The sequence below is a fragment of the uncultured Amphritea sp. genome (genome assembly GCF_937127095.1).
Classification (GTDB): domain Bacteria; phylum Pseudomonadota; class Gammaproteobacteria; order Pseudomonadales; family Balneatricaceae; genus Amphritea.
The window spans coordinates 49,327-70,049 of the sequence record NZ_CAKZLP010000060.1 but is presented as its reverse complement, the minus strand read 5'-3'; the positions used below and the strand labels follow the sequence as shown (position 1 = coordinate 70,049).

The following is a 20,723-nucleotide window of genomic DNA, read 5'->3' as shown; positions in this document are numbered from 1 at the left end:
ATGTCAGCTCAAATATCAAATGAAGTTGCACTACGAATAGGTCTGGCAGCACGGGCTTTGCCCGATACGGATGCCAGGCGCCTGATGACAGTTCTGATCGACGCGGTTGGTATGCCAATCACAGAGACTAAACTGGCGCGGCTGAAGGTCAATAAACTGCGAATGGCATCCGAAGGTGAACTGGATGACATTGAGGTCAGTTTTATGAAAAAGGCCGTCAATCTGTTGAAGGGTATCGGCGTCTCCGTTGACGCAGAACCGTTACCTGAAACGACTCCTTATAGCGAAGGTGATATGCCCGGTTCAATACGGGTTGCCTGCGCATCAAACAACGCGACCGCGATGGATGGCCACTTTGGCTCCTGCTCCCGCTATCTTATCTATCAGGTTTCAGGTGAAGAGTACCGACTGGTTGAAGTCCGGGAAGCGATTATTCCTAAAGATGCTGAAGATAAGAACATTATCCGTGCGGGTCTGATCGAAGATTGTCAGCTGTTATATACAGTGTCGGTGGGTGGTCCCGCTGCGGCAAAAGTGATCCGTACCGGTGTGCTGCCTATCAAGATGCCGGATGGGGGTGATTGTACCGCGATGATGACAAATCTGGTGTCGGTGATTGCCGGTAATCCTCCGCCCTGGCTGGCGAAGGTGATGGGTGTTGCGCCTGAACAACGGATTCGGTTTGCTCAGAGTGAGGAGGTCGAATAATGATTACCCAGGAGCAGTTAACTCAAATCTTCGACTATGTCAGTGAGTCAGATATTGGCGAAGAGCTAATATCTGCTCTGAAAGTGAAACACCCTGGGCTCCATTTCAGCTGGTGTTTTGAGGATGATATTGGTGCGACCGCAAAGCCTTACCGCGAGAGCCGTAAGTTTAATCTCTATCTGGTGAATTCCGAGAATCATTGTTCCTGCCTGAGTAACGATCCTGACAGCTCAAGCGGCGTGGTGATTGCAGAGGTGATTGACGATGATTGAAGACGGTGATCAGACACCCCTGGCGGATTGTCGTAGCTGTCGTTTTAAAGCCAGTTTGCTGCTCAGTGGCCGCTGTGTTCCGGGAGATATCTGTGTGGTTGCCCAGAGCGGCCGCCAGATTGACCGGTTTTTGCGGGTCAATCCTGAACTGGCAGTGACTTTTCTGCGGGACAACTTCTGGGAACGACGGGCGATTGCGGTGCGTTACTCGCCGCTGCCCTATCTGGAAAAGATGATCGATGATGCCGATGAAGCGGTGCGACGGGCCGTGGCCTATCGCTTACCCCGGGATCAGTTATACCGGCTGATGGATGATGAGGATCGTGAAGTACGGATTACCGTTGCCGATCGTATCCGTCCTGATCAATTGGAGCTGATGGCTGATGACAAAGATTATCTGGTGCGTGCCTATGTTGCCCAACGGATGCCGGTAGGGCGTCTGTTTCGGATGATTCGTGATCCGGATCGACAGGTGCGAAAAATTGTTGCTAAGCGATTGCCAGAGGTCAGCCTGGGTCTGATGGTCAGCGATCCTGAAGCGGAAGTCAGACGCATCGTTGCCGAGCATCTGGCCCCGGATGAGATGGAGCTGTTGCTGGAAGATTCCGACTGGACGGTACGGCTTACCGCCGCCATGCGTGCGCCGGTTGAGATGCTCTGCGGGCTGGTCGATGACCCGGATCAGGAGGTTCGCTGTCTGGTGCAGGATCGTCTGGCTGGCCGGGATGTTGATCAGGCACTGTTGGACTAACCGTTCTCAGGTCAACGTTCTTAGGGCAGCGCTCTCAGTGCAGGGCTCTCAGGGCAACAGCAGAATTGTGTGTGTTTTGTCGTGTTTATGACAATGCGTTTTTCGGGTCTTTTAAAATCAATAGGTTATCTGTGGTACGCCTGTTGCATTGCTCTATATAGAATATTTTTTTAGCAGTGTGCCTGTACAGATCCGGAGGTTTAAATGAAAGCAAAAGATATTGCCGAACTACTTGATGAGCCGGCCTGTGAGCACAACAAAAAAGAGAAGTCGGGTTGTGCTAAACCGATGCCCGGTGCGTCGGCGGGTGGTTGCGCCTTTGATGGTGCCCAGATCGCGTTGCTGCCGATTGCCGATGTTGCGCATATTGTCCATGGGCCGATCGCCTGTGCCGGCAGTTCCTGGGATAACCGCGGCACCCGTTCCAGTGGTCCACAGTTGTATCGCATCGGTATGACCACCGATCTGACCGAACAGGACGTCATTATGGGACGGAGCGAGAAGCGTTTGTTCCACTCGATTAAACAGGCCGTTGAACAACATAATCCCGCCGCTGTATTTGTCTATAACACCTGCGTGCCCGCGCTGGTGGGTGATGATGTTGATGCTGTCTGTAAAGCCGCCACCGAACAGTGGGGCACGCCGGTGGTTCCTGTCGATGGGGCCGGTTTTTATGGCACCAAAAATCTCGGCAACCGTATTGCGGGCGAGGCGATGGTAAAACATGTGATCGGCACCCGCGAGCCTGAGCCCGACCCCGAACCGCTTATCCCTGGCACTAAAATTCACAGCGTTAATCTGGTCGGTGAGTACAACATCGCCGGTGAGTTCTGGCATGTACTGCCGCTGTTAGATGAGCTGGGAATCCGCGTGCTCTGTATCCTGTCCGGGGATGCCCGCTTTCATGAAGTGCAGTCGATGCATCGCGCCGAAGTGAATATGATGGTGTGTTCCAAGGCGATGGTGAATGTTGCGCGCAAACTGCAGGACAAATATGGCACGCCCTGGTTTGAAGGTAGTTTTTATGGCATCTCCGATACCTCCCAGGCGCTGCGTGATTTTGCCCGTTTTATTGATGACCCCGATCTGAGCCAACGCACCGAAGCGCTGATTGCGCGGGAGGAGGCGAAAGTCAGAACCGCGCTGGAACCCTGGCGTGAACGGTTACAGGGCAAGCGGGTGCTGCTCTATACCGGCGGTGTTAAATCCTGGTCAGTGGTGTCTGCGTTGCAGGATCTGGGCATGGTGGTGGTGGCTACCGGTACCAAGAAATCCACCGAAGAGGATAAAGCCCGCATTCGTGAACTGATGGGTGAAGACACCAAGATGATCGACGAGGGTGGTGCGAAGGAACTGATCAGTATCGTCCATGAATACAAAGCTGACATTCTTATTGCCGGTGGCCGTAACCTCTATACCGCCCTGAAAGCGCGGATTCCGTTTCTGGATATTAATCAGGAGCGGGAGTTTGGCTATGCCGGTTATTCCGGAATGCTGGAGCTGGTTAAACAGCTGGCCATTACCATTGAAAGCCCTATCTGGTCCGCCGTCCGCGACCCGGCACCCTGGGATGAGATGCCCAGTGAGGCTGAACTGTTAATCGCAGAGGGGGTGTAGGCCATGGCTATTCTGGAAAAACGCAAAAAAGCGATGTCGGTCAATCCACTGAAAGCCAGTCAGACCATGGGGGCAACCCTGGCGTTTCTCGGCTTCAGTCGGTCGATGCCGCTGATGCATGGCAGTCAGGGGTGTACCGCCTTTGCCAAGGTGTTCTTTGTGCGCCATTTTCGCGAGCCGATCCCGCTGCAAACCACCGCAATGGATCAGGTCAGCTCGGTGATGGGGGCGGATGAAAATGTGGTTGAAGCGCTGAAGACGATCTCCGAAAAACAGTCTCCTGCGATTATTGGCGTCTGTTCCACCGGTTTGGCAGAAACTCAGGGCTGTGACATGGGGCTGGCGATCCACGAGTTCAGAAGCCGCTTCCCTGAGCATGAAAAAGTTGCCGTCGTTAAAGTAAATACTCCGGATTTTAGCGGCTGTTTTGAAACCGGTTATGCCGCTGCCGTGAGTGCCATTATCGATCAGTTGGTGGAACCCTCTGAACGGGCTGGCAGCCGTGCCCGTCAGGTGAATGTACTGTGTGGCTGCCACCTGACGCCGGGTGATCTTGAATTTATTATCGACACTATTGAAAGCTTTGGTCTGCGACCATTGCTGATCCCCGATCTATCCCGTTCGCTGGATGGTCATCTGCCGGAAGCTGAATATAGCGCGCTAACCACCGGTGGGCTCACTATGGATGAGCTGGCGTTAGCCGGCGAGAGCTGCGCCACTCTGGTGATCGGCGCCTCACTGGCCCTGGCGGGTAAAAAACTGGAGGAGAAAACGGCGGTTCCCAGCCAGGTTTTCCCTCATCTGCATACTATGAAGCAGGTTGATAACTGGTTTATGGCGCTGTCTGAACTCTCTGGTTTACCGGTGCCCAATCGTTGGCGTCGTCAGCGTCGTCAGTTACAGGATGCGATGCTGGACACCCACTTTATGCTCGGACAGCTGCGGGTCGGTATTGCGGCTGATCCTGATCTGTTACTGGCGATGCATGATCTGATTGCCGCAATGGGCGGCGAAGTGGTGGCCGCGGTCACCCCGGATAAAGGCCCGGCACTGGATCAGCTCGCACTGGAGTCCGTGAAGAAAGGCGACCTTGAAGATCTCGAACGTCAGGCACGGGAGCATCACGCTGAGTTCCTTATTGGTAACAGCCATCTGCATGAGTGTGCTGAGCGACTGCATGTGCCGCACCTGAGAATTGGTTTTCCCCAGTACGATTATCTGGGTGGTTTTAACCGGGTCTGGATTGGATATCGGGGCATTCAGCAAGCGCTGTTTGATATTGCCAATATGCGCCTGAGTCAGCACGAAGAGATCCCCACTTACTATTCGCCTTTATCGCAGAAACGTGATGAAGAACACAGTAAAAGACCGCAGCAGCAGGGAGTTTGACATGGTTCACATGTCCCGCCATCTGAATGTTATCCGGGAGGAAAAGACACCCTATATGATTCGTGTCGCGTTTGCGACAAACGATGGGGAAACCGTCAACGAGCATTTTGGTTCGGCACGATCCTTCTCAATCTACGGGGTAACCACAGACCGGTGTGATCTGCTGTCCGTTGCGGAGTTTACGCTGGATTCCAGTGAAGAGGATCGCCTGCAGGCGCGCATTGAGTTTCTTTCAGGCTGCGCTGCAGTCTACAGCTATGCCTGTGGTGCCGCGGCGATTCTGCGGCTGATTGCGAAAGGGATTCAACCGATCAGAGTATCGGAAGAGGCGTATATTTCGCAACTGCTGGGCGCGTTACAACGGGAGATTGAACGGGGCCCGGGTAGCTGGCTGGCAAAGGCGATTGCCCGGCAGCAGCTACTGCTGAAACCACCCCCCGGCTATTCAGAAGCGGACAGCTGGGAAGAATAAAGCTCGTAAAAATACAGCTCGTAAGAGTCAAGCGGGCAAGAATTAAGCTGCGAAAGCGGCGTTAACAAGCGATCGAAAAGGCTGACTAACAGCTGCAAACGAACACTGAAATTTTCGGAGAATATTATGAATGAAGCGCTGTGTATTGAGCCGGGTAATGAACTGATGAGCAGCCCTTTCGTCAGGCAGATGATTGTTCAGCTGCGGGCTGTTGACAGTTATGGCACCTACGATGACTGGAGCGATGAGAAAGTGCTCGATCCGATGATTCTGACTAAAGCCCGCCGTCGCGAGATTCCGGTGGTTGGCGATCCTGATGAGATCGTGGTCGCAAGGGTGAAGGCGTACTACAACGCGTTGTCTGTTCGGATTGAACAGGAGTGCGGCATGATGGCAGCGCCGATGATCAACCTCAGCCATGAAGGTTTTGGCCGGGCACTGATCATGGTCGGTAAGCTGGTGGTGGCGGATAAGGTGCTGCGCGATGTTCACCGGTTTGGCTTCGAGTCATTGGAAAAACTCGATGAGGAAGCTAACAAACTGATCGATAAAGCGCTGGCGACAATCGAAACCTTTAAAGCGGCCGCACAGGCATAACAGGCAGAGCTACTTTACGGTAGCTCGTATCGTGACAGGAGCAGAAACAATGACAGATGATGCGCTGAAAGGTCTGCAAAAAGATGCGCGTAAGGCAAAGCGAATAGCCACTGAGTGGGCATCACAGATGCATGACCTGGTTGAAGATCAGCTTTGGACCGATTATGAGCGTCTACCCGAACTGGCGGATAAAACCTTAGCCGCCTGCCTGGCCTGGAAAGAGGCTCAGGAGAAGCTGGACGCTGTGCAGCAATAAGCACATTTAATGAGCACGTTTAATAAGCACGTTTAATAAGCACGTTTAATAGGCGCTTTTAATTTTGAGGAGAGAAGGGATGTCAGCAGATCTTATCAAGGGCCGCACCCGGGGAGGGAGCGAATGGACGCCCAATTTTATTACCGAGATCAACCAGGCAACCTGCATTGGCTGTGGCCGTTGTTATAAGGTATGCCCCCGGGATGTCTTTGAACTGGTGGAACGTTCTGAAGCGCTGGCTGAAGATGATGATGACGATTGGGATGATGATGACGAGATGAAAGTGATGTCCATCGCGGATGCGGATGATTGCATTGGTTGCATGTCATGTCTGCGTGTGTGTCCTAAAAAATGTCACAGTCATGAGGCTGCAGCGGCCTGATCCGAGCGTTTGATCAGAGTGTTTGATCAGAGTGTTTGAGTCAGTGGTTCACTAAAACAGGAGTGGTGTCATGCCAAAACCAGAGATTCATGTGTTTGTCTGTAACCAGACACGGCCCGAGGGACACCCCCGGGGCAGTTGCGGCGCGTCAGGTGCTGCACAGATTACCCAGATGCTCTCAGAAGAGGTAGCAAAACGGAATCTGTTCACCAAAGTGGCGGTGACGGCAACCGGTTGTCTGGGACCCTGTGATTGCGGCCCTAATGTGCTGGTCTATCCAGGATCGCACCTGTATATCCGGGTTAAACCTGAGGATGTCAGCCGGATTGTTGAGCAGCACCTGATTGCCGGCGAGCCGGTTACCGCGCTGCTGGCACCGGAAGAACTGTGGTAACCGATGCCGGTCAGGGGTTTTGATCAGCAATTAGGGTTCAGGTCATACAGATGAGCGAATCGACGGTAACACAACTGTTAGTGGACTATGGTCAGCTGCTGGATTCATCTATGGAAACCGCGGTGAAGACTCTCACGACTGCGGGCTTTGACAGTGCTGTTCTGCCGCCGTTGAGTCAGTTCAGCTTTGAAACTAAGCCCTTGGAAACTAAGCCTGAGCCGCTGAACGGCACAGCGACCCTTAATGGTCGCTGGGCTGATACCTCCAGCCAGCGGCGTGGCTGGCTGGTGATCAACTGTGACGGTTCGATGATGCTGGAAATTGATCTTATCTGCCCCTGGCCTGGCAAAGACCAGCTTTGGGCGGAGTCAGTGTCGGTGTGGGGCTCTGACCCGCAAAGCCTTCGTGCGGAAGTGACGCCGCTGCCGATGCTCTGAGTTAGTACATCTGAAACAGTGTGTAATATGGATATAGCAGGGACTTTATGACCGAACTGAAAATTATTCTGGTGCATCTGAATCCTCTCAGTGCTCGGTTGTCGTTCTGGATCGACCGGTCAGAGCCACAGGCATTCGGCTGCCTGCCCAACGGTTTACCGGCACTGGCTGCGTTGATTGATGCTGGCGAAACACCCGCAACGGTGATACCGCATCCGGCTGCGCATCTGCAGAAGCTGGCTGAATATCTCGGTGTCGACGCCACGCTACTTGAAGTGGTAACACCGGAACTGGCCTGGATTGAAACACCTGACGTGCCCTTGCCGGTGGCGCTGGTACGGATAATGACCACCGACCTGCCACAACCTAAGGCGAATGGCGGCTTCATCTCGCTGATGGAGTTACTCAAGGTGCCGGTGGTTGAGCGTCTGTTGTTTAAAAAAGCCTATGAGTGTCTGTTGGGTGACTAAACCCTGTTTTGCTTTGTCGTACTTCCTACAAAACCCCCTCAATTGTCATACTGTCCTCTAACCCATCTGTTTTTGATCTAGATCAACTATTTGAAAAACAAGGATTTTTATTTTTTATCCTCGGTGGCATTCGGCTTGCACTGCTTATAACTGAACACTCGGATTGATGAGGACGAGACCATGATTCAGCTAACAGAGAGCGCAATAAGTGCTATTTCCCGGTTTATAGACCAGGCCGATAAAGATGTTTTTGGTTTGCGTATCCGGGTCGACGGAGGAGGTTGCTCCGGGTTTAAGTACGGTATGAAACTCGAAGAGGCGAGCTCTGAAGAGGATCAGATTATTGAGTGTAGCGGTGTAAAAATTCTTGTCGATGGCGAGAGTGCTGCGTTGCTCAGCGGTGTAACGGTTGATTTTCTGGATGGCCTTGAGGGGTCCGGGTTTAAGTTTGAAAACCCGAACGCAACAGAAAGCTGCAACTGTGGTAAATCCTTCGCAGGTTAACAACTGACCGGTAACAGAGATAAGAGGAATTCGATATGTGGGATTATTCTGAAAAAGTTAAAGAACATTTTTACAACCCCAAGAATGCCGGGGCAGCTGAAAATGCCAATGCGACCGGTGAAGTTGGATCATTAAGCTGTGGCGATGCACTGCGGCTGACCCTTAAAGTGGATCCTGACACTGAGATTATTCTCGATGCCGGCTTCCAGACCTTTGGTTGTGGCTCTGCCATTGCATCTTCCTCCGCACTGACAGAGATCATCAAAGGGATGACACTGGATCAGGCGCTGGAAGTGTCCAACCAGGATATTGCTGATTTTCTTGATGGTCTGCCACCTGAGAAGATGCACTGTTCCGTGATGGGACGTGAAGCGCTGCAGGCGGCTGTTGCTGATTATCGGGGTGAAGTGTGGAGCGATGACCACGAAGAGGGCGCACTGATTTGTAAGTGTTTTGCCATCGATGAAGTGATGATCGAAGACACCATCCGGGCCAATAGCCTGACCACCGTTGAAGAGGTGACTAACTACACCAAAGCGGGTGGCGGTTGTTCTGCCTGTCATGAAGGGATTGAGAACGTTCTCACCCGGGTGATGGCTGAGAGCGGTCAAGCGTTTGTTGCCGGTGGCGTGGGCAGTGCGATTGCGGCGAAGAGCAAAGCGACACCTGTTGCAGCAACACCTGCTGCGGCGGCGCCTGTTGAAGCTGCACCGAAAACCGATATTAAGCGCATCAGCACCATTATGCGGGTGCTTGAAGCGGTGCGTCCACGCTTGCAGGCCGATGGCGGCGATTGTGAGTTGATGGACATTGATGGCAACACTATCTATGTCAACCTGACCGGTGCCTGCATGGGATGTCAGATGGCGTCGATGACCCTGGGCGGTATCCAGCAGCAACTGATTGAGGAACTGGGTGAGTTTGTACGTCTGGTTCAGGTTGAGAAAAAGGCTGACAAACTGGTCGGTATAGGAGGTTAACCATGAATGATATCTATCTGGATAACAACGCCACCACTATGGTCTCTCCCGAGGTGCTGGAGGAGATGCTGCCGTTTTTCTGTGAGCAGTTTGGCAACCCGTCTTCCTTGCACAATTTTGGTAATAAGGTCGGCTTTGCGCTGAAAAAAGCCCGCCAGCAGGTGCAGACACTTCTGGGTGCCGAGCATGATTCCGAAATCGTGTTCACCTCCTGTGGTACCGAATCGGATTCCACTGCGATTCTCTCAGCACTGAGAGCGCAACCGGAACGTAAAGAGATCATTACCACGGTGGTTGAACACCCGGCGGTGCTGACTCTGTGTGAATACCTTGAGACCGAAGGCTATACCGTACATAAGCTGGAAGTGGACAGCAAAGGCCGTCTCGATCTGGATAAGTATGCCAGTCTGTTGAGTGATAACGTTGCGGTGGTCAGTGTGATGTGGGCCAACAATGAAAGTGGCACCATCTTCCCGGTCGAAAAAATGGCCGATATGGCCCATGAGGCCGGTATTATGTTCCATACCGATGCGGTGCAGGCGGTGGGTAAATTGCCGATTAATCTGCAGGAAAGCAATATTCATATGCTCTCCGTGTCCGGCCATAAATTGCATGCGCCGAAAGGTATCGGTGTGCTCTACCTTAAGCGAGGCACCCGTTTCCGTCCGCTGCTGCGCGGTGGTCATCAGGAACGTGGACGTCGTGCAGGCACCGAAAATGCCGCAGCGATTGTCGGACTGGGCAAAGCCTGTGAACTGGCGATGCAGCATATGGCGTTTGAAAACACCACCGTTAAAGCGATGCGGGACCGTCTGGAAGCGGGCATCCTGGCTGCTGTTCCCTACAGTTTTGCGACCGGGGACGTGGATAATCGACTGCCCAATACCGCCAGTATCGCGTTTGAGTATATCGAGGGTGAGGCGATTCTGTTGCTGATGAACAAGGTTGGGATTGCCGCATCCAGTGGCTCTGCCTGTACCTCCGGCTCTCTGGAACCTTCCCATGTAATGCGGGCGATGGGGATTCCCTACACCGCTGCACACGGTACGGTGCGCTTCTCTTTCTCTCGCTACAACACCATGGAAGAGGTTGAGCGGGTTATAGCTGAAGTCCCGGAGATCGTTGCCAAGCTGCGTAAGCTTTCCCCTTACTGGGAAGGTGATGGTCCGGCTGAAAACCCTGAACAGGCGTTTGCACCTGTCTATGCCTGACGGTTTGGTTGAGGGAGGGGTTCGAACCCTCCCTGCTTAACTCAATATTCAACTTAAGCTCATTTTAACCAGACTCATTTTAACTAAGCGCATTTTAATTAAGATGTGCGCTGCGTTTAGCGGGAGGTCATCATGACTGCGTGTCTCTCTTATTCAAGTATTGCTGACGCTGTCACTCACTATGAAGATCTGATTGTCGCCTTTGCCTCCATGGAGGGTGATATGGTCGATCAGCATTTCGGCTCAGCGCAGGGATTCTTCGTCTACTCGGTTAATAGCCACTCGGCGACCCTGCTGGCCAGCCAGAGTTTTGCATCCGCTGCTCAGGATGGTAATGAGGATAAGCTCAAACCGAAACTGAAGTGGCTGGTAGGTGCTGATATGGTCTACTGCGGTTCGATTGGCGGTTCCGCCACCCGTCAGTTGATCTCGCTGGGGATCACCCCGGTGCAGGTGAAAGGCGGCCCGGATGTCGATGAACTGCTTGATTCGATTCAGGCGCAACTGGCTGGCGAGAAAGCGTTCTGGCTGCAAAATATCATCAATCAGAAACATAAGCAGAGTAGCGATAGCTTCGCGACCATGGCAGATGATGATTGGGACGAGTAGAACACTGGCCTCAGTTTGAGTTGTTAACCAGCCAGCGAAACAGGGCGAACTGGGATGGCAGATAGATAAGATATTCCGGGTGCCACTGCACCGCGATGATTTTATGCTGCTCTGACTCGACCGCCTGGGTGATCTTATCCAGGTCATATCCCACGACTTTCAGCCCTTTACCGGTGGAGTTTATCGCCTGGTGATGCAAGCTGTTAACTCTCAGATGCTGCGTTTTAAATATACTCGCCAGTTTTGATTCTGCTGCTATTTTCACCTGTTTAGTTGGCAATAATCCGGGACGGTTATAGGTATGCTGTCTGATGTTGCGGATATCCTGGTAGAGGGTACCGCCTAAAACGACATTGATCAGTTGAGCCCCCCGGCAGATACCCATCAGCGGAATATCGTTATCCAGCGCGGTCTTGATCCAGCGGATCTCTAACTCATCCCGCGCCGGGTCGCTTTTGACCGGTTTCTCAATATCGCCCTGATAATGCTCCGGGCTGATATCATTGCCGCCGCCGACCAGCAGGCCATCCAGCGGTTTGCCAGTGGGAGGGTGGCGTACGCTGATCCGCTCGGGAATGCCTCCTGCCAGTCGCAGGGCGAGCGCGGCACACCACCAACCCGGGGACCAGAACCGGGCAGTGCCGGTTACACCAATGCGTGGTCTGTTAGCCATTGATCAATATACTCTGTCCACTGTTTACGACTGACACCGAACAGTGGCTGCCCGGCCTCAAGAAATGCGCGGCTCAGCTTGTCCAGAAGCTCAGGGCTGGCTGCCAGCTGCTCAATGATCCACCAGGTGTTCCAGGAGAGCGCCAAAGACCAGTCCGGGTGTTCAATATTGCAGTTGGGCAAACGGTAATGAAACGTTGGCCGGGCGTTGATTTTTGGATCGTCCACCCGGCTGCGAACTTTGTTTTCGTCGATCACAGCCAGCAGTGGCAGCAGATCCAGTGCCCGGTTACGGGAGCCATTGTGCTTCAGGTAGTCAGAAAATAGGGTATCCATATCCGGGGGAGGCCCCGAGATGAGTTTAATGACATATTTCTCCGGATAGAGATCGATATAGGGGCTGATTTTGCGACTGGTATTGACCTCATGCGCCTCGACCAGCCACCACTGTAGCAGTGAGAATGCCCGTAGATAGGCATACAGGTTCGCCGCATCCAGCCTTGGTATCTCGGCATTGATATGCACTCCGTAAGCCGCAATGATCGATTCCTCGGTGCCGATTGCGCCCGCGTTTCTCAGCGCTGTCACCAGCTGATCAAGGGCACTAAGTCGGGATAGGGGAATAGGGGGGCAGACAACCTCAATGGGTACCAGCAGGCTGGCGGCATCGCTGATCAAATCGAGTAATTCGCGGTTTTCTTCACCGGCCGTTGCTGCTTTTTGCTTCAGATAGTTCCAGTCCAGCTCTATGTTGAAGTCGCCAAGACCCTGCGCATGTAACTTATGTTCTGCAGCCGTTGCAGATTGCAGGGTTGCTCCCAGAGTCTTTTTGACGATATCTGAGGTTTGCTGTAGCGTCAGACCTGAGAACTCCAGTTCGAAGCCGACCCGGCGCTCAGCCCCTTCAGCGTTGGTGGTGCAGGGGGGTAATTTATAAGTGATTGTTCTCTCCATAGGTTAACATTCCTGTTTTCCTGTTTTTAATCGGGGGCTACTCATCAGGGGCTTACTCATCTTTACGGGTTAATACCTGCATCAGATCAGTCATCGATTGTGAGTAAATCGTGCAATGAGAATTATAACAAAGGATTTAACCAACGGATTGGCATGGCAGGGGGCCAACGGAAAGGTTATAGCCGATAGTGTGTAGCCTAACCCTCTTCAGCCCAGCGTTGTAAATATCACTCAGACTCTGCTCAGGTGCGCGTTAAGGTCAGATGCCGATAGTATGCTTACTACTGATATCCCACATGATGTCAGTCGCTTCTTTATCGGCCGTCTTGAGGAAGCTGATCATCGGGAAAGCCTGGTTAGCCAGTGTGACAGGCGCTTCATCGTAATCATCTGCATCTGAACCCTTTGATTCTGGATTCTCTTTGTTATTAGCCAGCGCTGTTTCTAACCGGGCTAGCGCAGCCGGGATATCCTTTGCCAGGATCGCGCCGGGTACCCGGGTGCTGTGACCCATCAATCTGAGCAGGTTGAGTGCAGTCTTTTCAAACATCGTTATGTTGGCGCAGGCAGGCGATGAAAAGGTAATAAGCATAATGAGTTCCTCTGAGTATAGGAACACTATAGTTGATTCGATGGGACACGCGGTGATTAATCGTCTGTTTAACGTTTTATCTCGTTGAGATACGTTGTTTCAGCGCGATGGTAAAAATATCAGGCAGACTACTAGCGCAGCACCTGATGACTGAAGGTGTTCCGATCAGGGCTGACGCGGTGCAACGTCTGCTGAATTGATCAGAACATAAAACCCTGTGCTGATGGTTAAACCGCACCCCAGCCTTCGCGCTTGGCATCGGTGATCATCGCCATCGCTGCTTCAAAATCCACGCTGGGGAATTTGGGTTTATAGCCTTTCAGCTCTTCGTAGACTGTGATCAGCTTGTTACCTGCAGACTGACCTTTCAGATCGCTTTTCTCGATCGCCAGCTCTTCCATCGTCTCGTTCCATGGCACACCCTGAACCAACGGAATCAGGATAAGGTTAAAGCCGGAAACTTCGGTCACAACCGGCTTTTCCAGATTGACCACATAGATCAGTGCACTGATATCGCTGGCAAAATCGGCACTGTATTTCTCCATCAGGGAGGGGAGTGAGTCCATCGAGTCAACGACACCGCCGATCATTCTGATCTTGTCGTCTGCCAGTATAAAAACACCCCGCATAACATCAACGGGCGGTTTGGAGTGGCCTTTGTCATCGCCAATCTCACCTTCGACCAGAATCAGTTCACCCCGATAGGCTTGCATCGGTGTATCCGTTGATTCGAGAAAGTTTACGTTAAAGAACAGGCCATCTTGCTTATATTGATCAAGTAACATTTGCTTACTCCAGAGTATATAAAACCGTATTCATAGAATTTTTCTATAATCTGCAATTAGCGTACCTAAGGTGGTTCTGTGTTTAACTTTATGATTTATATGAGGAAAAATTTTCCAACTTGGTTTTGTTCCATAATGGAGCGCAAAACCACCACATTTTGTTGTTTTCACTGCAGCCGTTCGTTTTAAAGTTTGTTATGTTTATGACAATCTCTAATCCATATCACCCGCCAGAAACTCATCAATTTCGCGCATAATGTAGTGATTTTTCGGCAACTCTTTCACCAGTAGCTCCGCTTCTTCGAAACTGAAACCCTGCAGGGTAAAGCTTTTCGCACCGATAATCTGGTTGTGGTAGTTCAGCTCCAGCTTCAGAATCCGGTCACCGGTCATGGGGTTGTGGTACAGCGATGCTAATGCGACCAGCCCATCCTCAAGTTGAATAATCCGGTTAAGCTCGGTGTTCAGCACGGTATTCATGAATGGCTCTCTATGTGTTTAACCAGCGCGGCATCCATATTGCTAATATGTTGCTGTAACCACGCATCAACGCGTTCATTTATATAGGCTCTGGCCAGGCTCAGACGGCCCTGCTGCACCCGTTGATTGAACTGACGCAACTCAGTCAGCAGGCGGTTGTGTTCTCCGCAATGCTCGCTTTTTCCGGGGTAACGGTACTGTTCTATCAACTGCTCTTCGCGTTTGAAGTGGCTTTCCGTATGACTCAGAAGTTCACTAAACAGTGTTTTGAACTGGTCGGTATTTGAGGTTTTCAACCGGGTAGTGATGTCAGCAAAGTGCTGATGATCACGGTCAATTTCTGCATGATTCAAATGTTGCATGAGGTAAACCTTTAACCCTGACATCGTCTGTCGTCTGAATTGTTAGTTTTAATCGCTAGTCAGACAACTTCAGCAATTTGCACGCCAATAAAGGGATGGCTGGTATAGCTTTTGCAAATACTCTTTTCCCATGCGCTTTTTATAAAGGCTTTAGTTATAAAGGCTTTAGCGCAGCTGAAAAACAACTCAGTCACAGAGGTTTGAGCCGATGCTGAAATCGTCACCCGTACTCATGGCCGTCGCCAGCAAAGATGCTGTTTCGATCAATCTGCATTTTGGTCATACCAAGGCATTTTTAATCTATCGTGTATCCGCAGATCACTGTGAGTTTGTTGAGCGGCGGGCGGTAGACCACTACTGTCAGGGGCATACCGGCGACAGATCCGCGATGGAGCTGATTCTGGAAACGATTAAAGATTGTCATGCGGTGTTCGTGGTTAAGATCGGCGACGGGCCGGAGGAGAAGTTAAAGCGGATCGGAGTCAACTCTGTGAGCGATTACGGGCATGAAGCGATTGAAGCGTCGCTGCTGCACTATGTACAAACGTCTGACTGGAGCTGACCATGACCGATATAGAACACTGGCTATCGAAGCATCAACTCAGCCCGGTTGAAGTGGATTGTGCTATTACGGTGATGCTGAAAATTATCGATGGTAAATGCAAGATGGCGGAGCAGGAAAAAACCGTCATGGCGGCGCTTTATGACGGGGTTCAAGCGTTTCATCACACACTGTTGGAGCCTGACGTGCATAGGTTGATCGCAACCGCCCGACACAGTGAGGATGAAGCGGTTAAGCTGCAGGTGTATGAACAGCGGTTACTGGCTGAAACGATGATCTCCCGTCCGGTGATGAAGGCGTTTAAAGCCCGAATTCGCCAACTTGGGCTACTGGGTGGCGCTTAAACCGTATCATATTTAAGTTTTATAGACTTACATTACCCATTTTGGTTTCTTGTATCCGATAGTATGAGGGCTATTCCGGAGCCATAGACGTACTATGGGGTAGCTATAGAATGGCTCGTTTCCAAGCTATATGGAGCATCGTCAGCATTTTGAACGTTCAGCGCTCTTCGGTAGGCCGAAATACTTATCTTATTCTTATCTTACTCTATGTTGGATTAGCATTCTTTTTTTCCAACTTTAGCCCACAGGCACAGATCGTTTCTTTGTGGCCCTCTGCGGGTGTGGCGCTGGCGGGGTGTCTGATCTATGGCAAACGTTTCCTGCCTGTCATTCTGCTAGGCTCTCTGCTGTTTAATTCAGTCAACTATTTCTGGCATCATGGTGAACTGGGGCTGCAGGTTGTTCTCACCTCAGGGGTTATCGCTCTGGGGTCGATGACTCAGGCGTGGGCCAATGAACGGATTTTGCGACGTCGGCGAATCAACATACTCGATGCGCCTTCATACGCTCAGGTGGTGGGGTTTATCGGCATCGCCCTGATCTCCTGCCTGATCAGCGCCGTGGTGGGTAATGCTGCATTGAGCTTTGGTCAAAGTACGGAGTCTACTCAGGTTTACTTGAATAACGTGCTGGTCTGGTGGATCGGTGATTTTCTCGGTGTCATTCTGGTCACGCCACTGTTGTTGGCGATGTTTATCCGTCAGCCTACTAAAACTATCTGGTTTCGCCAGCTGAAGTCGCTATCAATCCCTCTGTTTACCCTGATCACCGTATTTCAGATGATGCAGCAATATATTGAAGATGCTGTTGTGGCGAAGACAGAAAATAATTTTGAACTCACCTCAGAAGCGCTTGAAAATACCCTGAAAGAGCATATGAGTAGCTATATCAATGCCCTGAATCGTTTGGGCAGTCGGCTGGCGCAGGCCGACGAGATAGATCAGCAGGTATTTGCCGAGTATAGCCAGCCTTATCTTGATGAGTTTCCCGGTTTTCTAGCGATCACCTGGAATATTGTAATCGACCAGGACAGCGTGGCTGCGTTTGAAAAGCATGCACAGCTGGAGGTCGATCCGGCATTTAAGATTAAAGGTGAACCTCTGTTGCCAACGGACCCGCTGGTGGTAGTTGAGTATATTCAACCGTTCCGAAACAATAATCCGGCATTAGGTTTCAATGTTTTTTCCGATGAATCCCGGAAGCAAAGCTTGTTGCAGGCCAGGGTGACCCGGGAAGATACCGCGACCGATATTATTGAGCTGGTACAGGCTAAAAATGATAAGCAGGGGTTTCTGATTTTCTCTCCGGTGGTTCAGCAGGTTGATCCGGGGGGTAGCTCACTCGGAGGGCTTGAGTCTCTGAAAGGCTTTGTTGTCGGCGTCTTTCTGGTGTCTGAAATTCTTAACAATACACAGATCCGTCAACGGCTGGATTATATCGATCTCTATGTATACGAAAATGATAACCCGGCAGACAGAGTGTTTGGCAACGCAGCTATCATGAAAGATATTGCTGCCGGGGTGGGGTTGAACCATCAGTTCGACATGGGTTTCGCAAATCACCAGTGGACCTTTAATCTGCATCTCAGTACCAGTGAGGTGACCGCACTTCAGGTTGGCGATAGTCTGAATTTTCTACTTGCTGAAGTGTTGTTTGGCTCTCTCTCAGTGCTGATTGTACTGTCATCCTTTGGTTATCATGAACGTTTGAGCCGACTGGTGAGCCTGCGTACCGATGAGCTGAAACAGGCCAACGCAGAGCTGGAGCATTTTGCTTTTCATGATGCACTGACCGGGCTGCCTAATCGACGTTTATTTCTTGACCGGGTTGAGCATGCGTTAGCGCTGTGTCGGCGCAACAGCTCCACTGCGGCACTGTTGTATATGGATCTGAATGGTTTTAAAGCGGTCAATGATAGTTTAGGTCATGAGGTCGGTGATCAGCTGCTAAAGGCGGTCAGTCAGCGATTTAGCAGGGTGCTGCGCGACAGTGACACCCTGGCCCGATTAGGTGGCGATGAGTTTACGCTGTTATTGCCAGGCAGTCCCAGTGACGATGATGTAACGGCTATTGTAAAAAAACTGACCGCGTCACTGATCGATCCGTTTGAGTTAGCGGGGACACAAATAGAGCTATCAAATAGCATCGGCGTAGCCTTCTTTCCACAGGATGGCGCTAACCGGGTTGAGCTGATCGCTGCAGCGGATATCGCTATGTATGCTGCTAAAAAGAACGCTGAAACACTGTGCTTTTATTCCGCTGAATTGAAGACCAATCAGGGGTTACAGGGCGAGAGAGACCTGGCAACTTAGTACTGACCTGGTGTCGATAAAAGTGTTGATAACAGTGCTTATATAAGTGCTTATGTAAGTGCTTATGTAAGTGCTTATGTAAGTGCTTATAATAAAAAGCACCGAGCGTCTGATAACACGTGGTTTTATAGCTTTACTTCCATAGCTTACTTCGCCAGCCACCCGGTCAGCAGACAGGTAACCAGGATTATCACCAGCGAACTTTCCGCTAATGTGACCGTTGACGGGGGCGCCGGGGCAATCGTCATGCTAACTACCGTGGTCGCAAGTACCAGCAAGCAGATAATGGTGATAGCGCTCATTTTAAGGGCTGAGATATTGGCAGCGAAAAGGAACAGGAAAAGTCCGCTGACGAGTATGCCTCCCTCGAATAAAAGCGCAAGCGGCATGTTATCCCAGAGCCCCAGGCCGACTTTGAAAGAGGCCTCACCCAATAACGGGATGTTGGGATTATGCACGGTAAAATCCAGAAGCCAGTGGGATAATACTGCTACCGAAACCATAAAGACGGCACGAAAGCCTAAGCCTTTATGTTCGGCATACCACAGAAACGAGGCGGCCCCCGCCATTGCTGACCAGATAACCGCAGCAGACAGGCTATGAGAATAGGCGAAATTGAATTTCAGTTGATGCTGTTCGGCATAATTATCAGGAACCATGACCGATTCCCAGCCAAACAGAATAAAGCTCCAGAGCAACAGGTCGAGCAGCAGTGATGCCGCGACCAGTACACCTAAATTAACGCGCCGATCCAGATGGCTGATGGCCAGCGCTGCACCAATATGACCTGCTAACATACAGACCTCTCAGGGTAAGCAAAGTCTGGCGCTACTAACGTCAGACAAGCAATTTGGCATAACTATTTCTGTGAATGTCGTCCACTTCCACTGTTAACGATATTCCAGTTAGATTCAGACCTGCTAACCCCTTTAATACTGTAGAAGATAAATGCTGTTTTTGCGCATCTGTTCTGCCGCTTAACATACGTATTGTTACGTGGATGAACGGTCTGGGCTCTGCTCCGGTGAGGAAATCTTCGTAGGCCAGTGCCCGGGTTTTAATATCAGGCCCTTCAAACAGCCCCGATTTAAGCGCGCCTTCATAAACGGTTTGCATCAGCGTCGATGGGCAAAGCCGGGATCTGAGTGTGTCTGAATATTCAACTATACAGTGTGGCAAGGGGTTAATCTCCGGATAAAATCAGGGCGTGACAAGCGAGCGCAATGAGTCTCAGTCGATATTCAGCCAGTTAAAAGAACGTTTTAAAAAGTGTTCTGCGTCGCTGTTGATTATCTGTCCGTGGGCCATAACGATTTTTTTGGGGTGCCAGCTTAAGATGTTTTGCAGATGTTGTTTCGCTTTCGTTTTGCTGAACATAAAGCTCAGTCGCCAGTCCAGGGGCATCTTGCCGTTGGGGGCTAAAATGCCTGCGGCAGAGGCCACCCAGCGTTTCAGTGGGGTGAATGACTCGGGGGCAAAGTTTTCGATCAGATCGGTGACAATCAGTGTTGCCGAAGGTTTATGAAAAAACACACACTCTTCCATAGCAGGGGAGCCGGTGAACAACAGTTGTGCGATATCTTCTGCCCAGGGGGCATTAAAATGTGGGGTGAAAATTCCTTCAAAACAGATCTCCGGGCGTTTTTGCTGCAGGGCTTTTGTGCCAAAGGTGAGTGCCTCGGGATAGCGATCTTGCCAGGCCTGGATAAACAGGTGGTGCAGCGGGTTGGGTGAAATCAGATATTTAACAGTTCCCAACTGGTCAATCTGACGGATCAGCTCATCTGTCAAGGCGATTGGACTGTGTATCCATAGCTCATCATCGGCGAGCCTGACCACAGTCATCCGCGTGCTGTAGGGCAGCGTAAAAAACGGCACGGCCGCACCTTCAAAAATCCAAATGTTATTACCGACTTTAATCACATTTCGCTCCTGACATAAGCTCCGGACACAAGCCCTTGAGAAACGCCCTCGAGAGCACCCCTATTCTTCAGGTGCGCTGATCCCGGAGCGCTCGACAATCCCGGTGTCGAAACCATCAATACTCTGCTGATTGCGGTTATACCAGTAAGCCTCGATCCCGCTTTTGCCCTTTTTCTCCGCCCAGTTAGCTAACGCATCACGGTCGCCCTGGTAAGCAAAAAAGGGCACTGACATGCCGCAGGATGACTGGACCAGGCTGATATCCAGTACGAATATCTGTCGGGCGGCAACTGTAGTGGGAAACAGCTCGCAGTATTGCTGCCATTCAGGATCAGTCTGATGTAACACCCGGGCGTCGCCGTAAGTTCTGAGAATCAGCGGTGCACCTGCAAAATCACAGAACATCAGGGTCATTCTCGAGTTCTGCAGCACATGAGCTGCAGATTCATTGCCACTGCCGGTCAGATTTAACCAGGCAAGGGTGGTTGAGTTGATCACCCGCAGGGAATCTCCGCCTTTGGGGGACAGGTTCACATGTCCGGTTGCTGCCGCGGTTGCGACAAAGTAGATTTTCTGTGCAGCGATAAACTCACTATGTTTATCCGATAGTTCTGAGAATTGCTGACCCATGTTGTTCTCCTTTAACACCGCGTTTGCAGGCTGTTAGCAGATTAATATCAGATGATTG

29 protein-coding genes are annotated in these 20,723 nt (G+C 51.2%); 19 read left to right on the top strand and 10 right to left on the bottom strand.

Annotated features, from left to right (window positions below; translation table 11 throughout):
* From Q0499_RS14965 to Q0499_RS14890, 16 genes are all read left to right on the top strand, one after another.
* Positions 1–708: a dinitrogenase iron-molybdenum cofactor biosynthesis protein gene (locus Q0499_RS14965; RefSeq protein ID WP_299200619.1), complete on the top strand. Its 708-nt coding sequence runs from the start codon at positions 1–3 to the stop codon at positions 706–708.
* On the top strand, positions 708–980 hold the full coding sequence (locus Q0499_RS14960) for a DUF6129 family protein (RefSeq protein ID WP_299200617.1): 273 nt from the start codon (positions 708–710) through the stop codon (positions 978–980). Before Q0499_RS14965 ends, Q0499_RS14960 begins: the two co-directional genes overlap by 1 nt.
* A complete protein-coding gene (locus Q0499_RS14955; protein WP_299200615.1) occupies positions 973–1,731 on the top strand; it encodes a 4Fe4S-binding leucine-rich repeat protein in 759 nt (252 codons plus the stop codon). Before Q0499_RS14960 ends, Q0499_RS14955 begins: the two co-directional genes overlap by 8 nt.
* Before the next feature lie 204 nt (positions 1,732–1,935).
* Positions 1,936–3,348 carry a nitrogenase iron-molybdenum cofactor biosynthesis protein NifE gene (nifE, locus tag Q0499_RS14950; protein WP_299200613.1) on the top strand — a complete coding sequence of 471 codons (1,413 nt, stop codon included), beginning with the start codon at positions 1,936–1,938 and terminating at the stop codon, positions 3,346–3,348.
* A 3-nt stretch (positions 3,349–3,351) separates the two neighbouring features.
* Positions 3,352–4,737 (top strand): nitrogenase iron-molybdenum cofactor biosynthesis protein NifN, encoded by a 1,386-nt coding sequence (nifN, locus tag Q0499_RS14945; protein ID WP_299200611.1) that lies wholly within the window; start codon positions 3,352–3,354, stop codon positions 4,735–4,737.
* Between the two features lies 1 nt (position 4,738).
* Entirely contained in the window at positions 4,739–5,209 is a 471-nt protein-coding gene (locus Q0499_RS14940) for a NifB/NifX family molybdenum-iron cluster-binding protein (RefSeq protein WP_299200609.1), read from the top strand.
* A 126-nt stretch (positions 5,210–5,335) separates the two neighbouring features.
* Complete coding sequence (locus Q0499_RS14935; protein ID WP_299200607.1) at positions 5,336–5,806, top strand: NifX-associated nitrogen fixation protein; 471 nt, start codon at positions 5,336–5,338, stop codon at positions 5,804–5,806.
* Positions 5,807–5,855: 49 nt separating this feature from the next.
* Positions 5,856–6,062 (top strand): CCE_0567 family metalloprotein, encoded by a 207-nt coding sequence (locus tag Q0499_RS14930; RefSeq protein WP_299200605.1) that lies wholly within the window; start codon positions 5,856–5,858, stop codon positions 6,060–6,062.
* A gap of 79 nt (positions 6,063–6,141) precedes the next feature.
* The gene (fdxB, locus tag Q0499_RS14925) at positions 6,142–6,444 is read left to right on the top strand and encodes a ferredoxin III, nif-specific (protein ID WP_299200603.1); all 303 of its coding nucleotides are present in this window, start codon (positions 6,142–6,144) and stop codon (positions 6,442–6,444) included.
* 70 nt (positions 6,445–6,514) lie between these two features.
* A complete protein-coding gene (locus Q0499_RS14920; protein WP_299200601.1) occupies positions 6,515–6,838 on the top strand; it encodes a (2Fe-2S) ferredoxin domain-containing protein in 324 nt (107 codons plus the stop codon).
* A gap of 50 nt (positions 6,839–6,888) precedes the next feature.
* A complete protein-coding gene (locus Q0499_RS14915) occupies positions 6,889–7,275 on the top strand; it encodes a hypothetical protein (RefSeq protein ID WP_299200599.1) in 387 nt (128 codons plus the stop codon).
* A 47-nt stretch (positions 7,276–7,322) separates the two neighbouring features.
* Positions 7,323–7,745 carry a hypothetical protein gene (locus Q0499_RS14910; RefSeq protein WP_299200597.1) on the top strand — a complete coding sequence of 141 codons (423 nt, stop codon included), beginning with the start codon at positions 7,323–7,325 and terminating at the stop codon, positions 7,743–7,745.
* Between the two features lie 180 nt (positions 7,746–7,925).
* Entirely contained in the window at positions 7,926–8,249 is a 324-nt protein-coding gene (locus Q0499_RS14905) for an iron-sulfur cluster assembly accessory protein (protein WP_299200595.1), read from the top strand.
* A 35-nt stretch (positions 8,250–8,284) separates the two neighbouring features.
* Complete coding sequence (nifU, locus tag Q0499_RS14900) at positions 8,285–9,229, top strand: Fe-S cluster assembly protein NifU (RefSeq protein WP_299200593.1); 945 nt, start codon at positions 8,285–8,287, stop codon at positions 9,227–9,229.
* A 2-nt stretch (positions 9,230–9,231) separates the two neighbouring features.
* Positions 9,232–10,440, top strand: coding sequence for a cysteine desulfurase NifS (gene nifS / locus Q0499_RS14895; RefSeq protein WP_299200591.1), 1,209 nt, complete (start codon positions 9,232–9,234; stop codon positions 10,438–10,440).
* Between the two features lie 132 nt (positions 10,441–10,572).
* On the top strand, positions 10,573–11,049 hold the full coding sequence (locus tag Q0499_RS14890) for a NifB/NifX family molybdenum-iron cluster-binding protein (protein WP_299200589.1): 477 nt from the start codon (positions 10,573–10,575) through the stop codon (positions 11,047–11,049).
* Positions 11,050–11,059: 10 nt separating this feature from the next.
* On the opposite strand, the gene Q0499_RS14885 is transcribed toward Q0499_RS14890, so the two are convergent.
* The 6 genes from Q0499_RS14885 to Q0499_RS14860 form a co-directional block, all read right to left on the bottom strand.
* Positions 11,060–11,722 (bottom strand): gamma-glutamyl-gamma-aminobutyrate hydrolase family protein, encoded by a 663-nt coding sequence (locus Q0499_RS14885; protein WP_299200587.1) that lies wholly within the window; start codon positions 11,720–11,722, stop codon positions 11,060–11,062.
* Positions 11,695–12,675 carry an amidoligase family protein gene (locus tag Q0499_RS14880; RefSeq protein WP_299200585.1) on the bottom strand — a complete coding sequence of 327 codons (981 nt, stop codon included), beginning with the start codon at positions 12,673–12,675 and terminating at the stop codon, positions 11,695–11,697. Before Q0499_RS14880 ends, Q0499_RS14885 begins: the two co-directional genes overlap by 28 nt.
* Before the next feature lie 259 nt (positions 12,676–12,934).
* Positions 12,935–13,267 carry a DUF1840 domain-containing protein gene (locus tag Q0499_RS14875; RefSeq protein ID WP_299200583.1) on the bottom strand — a complete coding sequence of 111 codons (333 nt, stop codon included), beginning with the start codon at positions 13,265–13,267 and terminating at the stop codon, positions 12,935–12,937.
* A gap of 227 nt (positions 13,268–13,494) precedes the next feature.
* Entirely contained in the window at positions 13,495–14,052 is a 558-nt protein-coding gene (locus Q0499_RS14870; RefSeq protein WP_299200581.1) for a hypothetical protein, read from the bottom strand.
* Positions 14,053–14,265: 213 nt separating this feature from the next.
* A complete protein-coding gene (locus tag Q0499_RS14865) occupies positions 14,266–14,532 on the bottom strand; it encodes a hypothetical protein (protein ID WP_299200579.1) in 267 nt (88 codons plus the stop codon).
* Entirely contained in the window at positions 14,529–14,894 is a 366-nt protein-coding gene (locus Q0499_RS14860; protein WP_299200577.1) for a hemerythrin family protein, read from the bottom strand. The genes Q0499_RS14865 and Q0499_RS14860 overlap by 4 nt, the downstream gene beginning before the upstream one ends.
* Before the next feature lie 208 nt (positions 14,895–15,102).
* Between Q0499_RS14860 and Q0499_RS14855 the strand changes: the two genes are divergently transcribed.
* The 3 genes from Q0499_RS14855 (at position 15,103) to Q0499_RS14845 (ending at position 18,112) form a co-directional block, all read left to right on the top strand.
* A complete protein-coding gene (locus Q0499_RS14855; RefSeq protein WP_299200575.1) occupies positions 15,103–15,456 on the top strand; it encodes a NifB/NifX family molybdenum-iron cluster-binding protein in 354 nt (117 codons plus the stop codon).
* 2 nt (positions 15,457–15,458) lie between these two features.
* Positions 15,459–15,800, top strand: a complete 342-nt coding sequence (locus Q0499_RS14850; RefSeq protein WP_299200573.1) for a hypothetical protein — start codon at positions 15,459–15,461, stop codon at positions 15,798–15,800.
* Between the two features lie 110 nt (positions 15,801–15,910).
* The gene (locus Q0499_RS14845; RefSeq protein WP_299200571.1) at positions 15,911–18,112 is read left to right on the top strand and encodes a diguanylate cyclase; all 2,202 of its coding nucleotides are present in this window, start codon (positions 15,911–15,913) and stop codon (positions 18,110–18,112) included.
* A 146-nt stretch (positions 18,113–18,258) separates the two neighbouring features.
* Here Q0499_RS14845 and Q0499_RS14840 read toward each other — a convergent pair whose 3' ends face one another.
* Genes Q0499_RS14840 through Q0499_RS14825 form a run of 4 tightly spaced genes read right to left on the bottom strand, consistent with a single transcriptional unit; the run spans position 18,259 to position 20,665 of the window.
* Entirely contained in the window at positions 18,259–18,909 is a 651-nt protein-coding gene (locus Q0499_RS14840) for a hypothetical protein (protein ID WP_299200569.1), read from the bottom strand.
* Between the two features lie 40 nt (positions 18,910–18,949).
* Positions 18,950–19,291 (bottom strand): 5-carboxymethyl-2-hydroxymuconate Delta-isomerase, encoded by a 342-nt coding sequence (locus Q0499_RS14835; RefSeq protein ID WP_299200567.1) that lies wholly within the window; start codon positions 19,289–19,291, stop codon positions 18,950–18,952.
* Between the two features lie 51 nt (positions 19,292–19,342).
* Positions 19,343–20,035 (bottom strand): DUF4336 domain-containing protein, encoded by a 693-nt coding sequence (locus tag Q0499_RS14830; RefSeq protein WP_299200565.1) that lies wholly within the window; start codon positions 20,033–20,035, stop codon positions 19,343–19,345.
* Between the two features lie 60 nt (positions 20,036–20,095).
* Entirely contained in the window at positions 20,096–20,665 is a 570-nt protein-coding gene (locus Q0499_RS14825) for a pyridoxamine 5'-phosphate oxidase family protein (protein WP_299200563.1), read from the bottom strand.
* Positions 20,666–20,723: the final 58 nt, after the last annotated feature.